Origin of the sequence: Klebsiella sp. EMBS2024 (assembly GCF_036233805.1) — a bacterium.
Lineage (GTDB): Bacteria > Pseudomonadota > Gammaproteobacteria > Enterobacterales > Enterobacteriaceae > Klebsiella > Klebsiella pneumoniae.
On sequence record NZ_JAZARW010000001.1, the window covers coordinates 3695056 to 3700235 of the forward strand.

General features: G+C 57.5%; 5 protein-coding genes. 1 reads left to right on the plus strand and 4 read right to left on the minus strand.

Annotated elements, in window-relative coordinates; genetic code table 11:
- The 4 genes from speB to VZP09_RS24880 all read right to left on the minus strand — a co-directional run bounded on the left by speB (position 1) and on the right by VZP09_RS24880 (position 3505).
- A complete protein-coding gene (gene speB, locus VZP09_RS16950; protein WP_002916572.1) occupies positions 1-921 on the minus strand; it encodes an agmatinase in 921 nt (306 codons plus the stop codon).
- A gap of 233 nt (positions 922-1154) precedes the next feature.
- The gene (gene speA / locus VZP09_RS16955) at positions 1155-3131 is read right to left on the minus strand and encodes a biosynthetic arginine decarboxylase (protein WP_004149805.1); all 1977 of its coding nucleotides are present in this window, start codon (positions 3129-3131) and stop codon (positions 1155-1157) included.
- An 8-nt stretch (positions 3132-3139) separates the two neighbouring features.
- Entirely contained in the window at positions 3140-3271 is a 132-nt protein-coding gene (gene yqgB, locus VZP09_RS16960) for an acid stress response protein YqgB (protein ID WP_002916578.1), read from the minus strand.
- Positions 3272-3355: 84 nt separating this feature from the next.
- Positions 3356-3505 (minus strand): hypothetical protein, encoded by a 150-nt coding sequence (locus VZP09_RS24880; RefSeq protein ID WP_418133705.1) that lies wholly within the window; start codon positions 3503-3505, stop codon positions 3356-3358.
- A 467-nt stretch (positions 3506-3972) separates the two neighbouring features.
- Between VZP09_RS24880 and metK the strand changes: the two genes are divergently transcribed.
- Positions 3973-5127 (plus strand): methionine adenosyltransferase, encoded by a 1155-nt coding sequence (gene metK / locus VZP09_RS16965; protein WP_328795296.1) that lies wholly within the window; start codon positions 3973-3975, stop codon positions 5125-5127.
- Positions 5128-5180 lie beyond the last annotated feature (53 nt).

A 5180-nucleotide genomic window follows, 5' to 3' on the forward strand; every position in this document is an offset into this window, starting at 1 on the left:
TTATTCGCCCTTCTTCGCCGCCTGGATGTACAGCATCTCCAGCGCCAGGGTCGCCGCCGCCAGAGCGGTAATTTCGGACTGATCGTAGGCCGGGGCGACTTCCACCACGTCCATCCCGACGATGTTCAGGTCCTTCAGGCCGCGCACCAGCTTGATCGCGCGGTCGGAGGTCAGCCCGCCGATAACCGGGGTACCGGTGCCTGGCGCAAACGCCGGATCCAGACAGTCGATATCAAAGGTCAGGTACACCGGCATGTCGCCGACGATCTGCTTCACCTGGGCAATCACGTCATCAACGCTGCGGTCGTTAACCTGGCCGGCGTCGAGCACCGTAAAGCCATTGTCTTTGTCGAACTCGGTGCGGATCCCGATCTGTACGGAGTGGTTCGGATCGATAAGCCCTTCGTTCGGCGCGGTATAGAACATGGTGCCGTGGTCGAACTCGCAGCCGTTGGCGTAGGTATCGGTGTGAGCATCGAAGTGCACCAGCGCCATTTTACCAAAGTGCTTGGCATGGGCGCGCAGCAGCGGCAGGGTAACGAAGTGGTCGCCGCCAAAGGAGAGCATACGTTTGCCGGCCGCCAGCAGCTTCTCGGCGTGAGCCTGCAGCTTCTCGCTCATTTCGCGCGCGTCGCCGAAGGCGTAGACCAGATCGCCGCAGTCCACCACGTTCAGGCGCTCGCGCATATCGAAGTTCCACGGGAAACGGTTGTGCTCCCAGGCAAGGTTAGTGGAAACCTGACGGATCGCCGCCGGGCCATGACGGCCGCCCGCGCGCCCGGAGGTCGCCATATCGAACGGCACGCCGGTGATGACCCAGTCCGCATCGCTTTCATACGGCATAAAGTTCATTGGCAAACGCAGAAAGCCAAAGGCATTGGATACCAGGGAGTTATCGTATTGATGACCTAAAGTGCTCATGGATATGACCTCTTTTGACAGTCGTGGAACGTAAAAAATAAGTATAAAAAAACCCCTCCGCGTCGTTAGGCCCGACGAGGAAGGGTTTGATAGATAAATCGCTTATTGGCGTGAATTATCGCCGGTAATGCATACAGGTTCAAGTGAGTATCGCATGCTGCCGGATGACGGCTTCGCCTTATCCGGCCGACATACGCAGGCCCGGTCAGCGCAGCGCCACCGGGCATCAGCGGCTACTCGTCTTCCAGATAAGTATAGCCGTACAGTCCCGCCTCGAACTCCTCGAGGAACTGCTGCTGCAGCGCGTCGTCCAGACCGGTATTTTTCACCTGATCGCGGAACTGGGTCAGCAGCGTGTTCGGATCCAGCTGCACATACTGCAGCATATCCGCCACGGTATCGCCCTCGTCGGACAGCTCAACCTCAACGCTGCCGTCAGGGAAGACGAACACGTCCACCGCCTCGGTATCGCCGAACAGGTTATGCATGTTGCCGAGGATCTCCTGATAGGCGCCAACCATGAAGAAGCCCAGCATCGGCGGGTTCTCCGGGTCGTATTCCGGCATCGGCATGGTGGTGGCGATCCCGTCGCCGTCCACGTAGTGATCGATGGCGCCATCGGAATCGCAGGTGATGTCCAGCAGCACCGCGCGGCGCTCAGGCGACTTGTTCAGCCCTTCCAGCGGCATCACCGGGAACAGCTGATCGATCCCCCAGGCATCCGGCATCGACTGGAACAACGAGAAGTTGACGTAGATTTTATCCGCCATTCGCTCCTGCAGCTCATCGATGATGGGACGATGGGCGCGGTTGCTCGGGTCGAGCTGCTTCTGCACCTCATGGCACATGTTCAGATACAGCTGTTCCGCCCACGCGCGCTCCTGCAGGTTGAAGGTGCCTGAGGAGTAGCCGATGTGGATATCGTGCAGGTCCATCTGGCTGTCGTGCAGCCATTCGCGCAGCGAGCGGCGGTTGCCGGTCTCGTGCATCTCCAGCCAGGTTTCCCACATGCTCTGCAGCGGACGCGCAGCGTCTTCCGCCGGCGGGGTCGCCTCGGTGTATTCGTTACGCTCCACGCCGATGATGTTGGAAACCAGCACGGTATGGTGCGCAGTCACCGCGCGGCCGGACTCGGTGATCACCGTCGGGTGCGGCAGGCCATTCTCTTCGCAGGCATCGCCGATCGCCCAGATGATATTGTTGGCGTATTCGTTCAGACCGTAGTTCACCGAGCAATCGGACTGCGAGCGGGTCCCTTCATAGTCCACGCCCAGGCCGCCGCCGACGTCGAAGCACTGAATGTTGACGCCCAGCTTATGCAGTTCGACGTAGAAACGCGCCGATTCACGCACGCCGGTGGCGATATCGCGAATGTTAGCCATCTGCGAACCGAGGTGGAAGTGCAGCAGTTGCAGGCTCTCAAGATGGCCTGCCTCGCGCAGAATTTCGACCAGTTGCAGCACCTGGGTCGCTGCGAGGCCGAACTTGGACTTCTCGCCGCCGGAGGACTGCCATTTACCGGAGCCCTGCGAGGCCAGACGCGCACGCACGCCAAGGCGCGGCACCACGTTCAGGCGCTCGGCCTCTTCCAGTACGATAGCGATCTCGGACATCTTCTCAATGACCAGATAGACCTTGTGGCCCATCTTCTCGCCCACCAGCGCCAGACGGATATATTCGCGGTCTTTATAACCATTACAGACGATGACGCTGCGGGTCATCCCGGCGTGCGCCAGCACGGCCATCAGTTCCGCTTTCGAACCGGCTTCCAGGCCCAGCGGCTCGCCGGAATGGATCAGCGATTCAATCACGCGACGGTGCTGGTTAACCTTGATCGGGTAGACGAGGAAGTAATCGCCGTTATAGCCATACGATTCACGCGCGCGTTTGAAGGCGGCGTTGATCGAGCGCAGGCGGTGCTGCAGGATCTGCGGGAAGCAGAACAGCGCCGGCAAGCGCTGCCCTTGCGCTTCACGCGCTTTGACTAATTCCGCGAGGTCAACGCGCGCTTCCGGGACGTCCGGATCCGGGCAAACGCTGATGTGGCCCAGTTCGTTGACGTCATAATAGTTATTGCCCCACCAGGCAATATTATAAGTACGCAGCATCTTGCTGGCTTCCTGGGAGCTCATCGCTACCTCCTGCATGGAACGTAGTACACCGTGTTCGCCTGCTGACGAAGGCGAAACCATAGACATGTCGTCAGACATAGCGAACCTCAATTTTTAATAATAAGTGTAAGACAGTTAACTACTATCGCAGTCCAAAGATGCGATAACAACCCATGAACAGTCCTAAAGCCCAGCACTATCTGCTGGTTTTGCGACTGCGCGACCGGTTTCTTATTCATATCATCGTAAAACACGTAGCCGAACAGAGTATGACAGTCCGGAGAAACCACGAGAAAACTCTTGCCAGGCAAGAGCGCCCTTGTTCAGTTTTCTGACGGCCGACCGGCCCTGGAATCCTGAGAAGCGCCGAGATGGGGTGAACATCGGCTGGTTTGCATGAGAGAGATGCAGGTTGCGGAGTGCTGACGCGCGACAGAACGACGCGACGAATCAAACGAAAAACATTGGTTCATTATCTGGTATCACCTCCACACCGCCCTGCGACAGGGTCGGCGACAAGCCAAAGCTATACATACCGGGCAACAGGCGCTACGCCGCTGCGAGATTCTGTAAATACAGACTGCTTAACCCGGCTGGAAGTGGCACCACAGGGCCATGCCCCGTGCGCTTTTTTAATGAGCCGCGCGCGGCGTTTTATACCGAGAAGCGGGGTAAAAAGCAAAATAAAAATGTGCCTGTTTGCGCGGTTGTCAGGAAATTTTGCCAGGCGGGTTTTCCCATAAATGCGACCGCCATCAAAAAAGGCTGGAAATGGGCTCAAGATTTGACCTAAAATGGCCGTCCAGAAGTTAATCCGTCTATACTGATTAACACTCAGACTGCTCGTGTCGCTACCTGCGCGGCTTTGCGCTGATTATCCACCAAAGCCACATTACACAACAGTATGAGCTATCCGAATCGTCCACAGGTGAAATAAAATATGGCAAAACACCTTTTTACGTCTGAGTCCGTATCAGAAGGGCATCCTGACAAAATTGCTGACCAAATCTCCGATGCCGTGCTGGATGCGATCCTCGAGCAGGATCCGAAAGCGCGTGTCGCATGTGAAACCTATGTCAAAACCGGCATGGTGCTGGTAGGCGGCGAAATCACCACCAGCGCATGGGTTGATATCGAAGAGATCACCCGCAACACCGTCCGCGAAATTGGCTACGTGCATTCCGATATGGGCTTTGACGCCAACTCGTGCGCCGTACTGAGCGCCATTGGTAAACAGTCTCCGGACATTAACCAGGGCGTTGACCGTGCCGATCCGCTGGAACAGGGCGCCGGCGACCAGGGGCTGATGTTTGGCTACGCCACTAACGAAACCGACGTGCTGATGCCGGCGCCGGTGACTTACGCTCACCGTCTGGTGCAGCGTCAGGCTGAAGTGCGTAAAAACGGCACCCTGCCGTGGCTGCGCCCGGATGCGAAAAGCCAGGTGACCTTCCAGTATGACGACGGCAAAATCGTCGGCATCGACGCGGTCGTTCTGTCGACTCAGCACGCGGAAGATATCGATCAGAAATCCCTGGAAGAAGCAGTGATGGAAGAGATCATCAAGCCGATTCTGCCGACCGAATGGCTCAACGCGTCCACCAAATTCTTCATCAACCCGACCGGCCGTTTCGTTATTGGCGGCCCGATGGGCGACTGCGGTCTGACCGGTCGTAAGATCATCGTTGATACCTACGGCGGCATGGCTCGCCACGGCGGCGGCGCGTTCTCTGGTAAAGATCCATCTAAAGTTGACCGTTCCGCAGCCTACGCGGCGCGCTATGTGGCGAAGAACATCGTTGCCGCAGGCCTGGCCGATCGTTGCGAAATTCAGGTTTCCTACGCTATCGGCGTTGCAGAACCGACGTCCATTATGGTGGAAACCTTTGGCACCGAGAAAGTGCCTTCTGAACAGCTGACCCTGCTGGTGCGTGAGTTCTTCGACCTGCGTCCATACGGTCTGATTCAGATGCTGGATCTGCTGCACCCGATCTACAAAGAAACCGCAGCCTACGGTCACTTTGGTCGCGAACATTTCCCATGGGAAAAAACCGACAAAGCGGCGCTGCTGCGGGAAGCGGCCGGTCTGAAATAATCTCCGCGCTTCCTCTCTTCAAGGCCAGCCTCGCGCTGGCCTTTTTATTTACG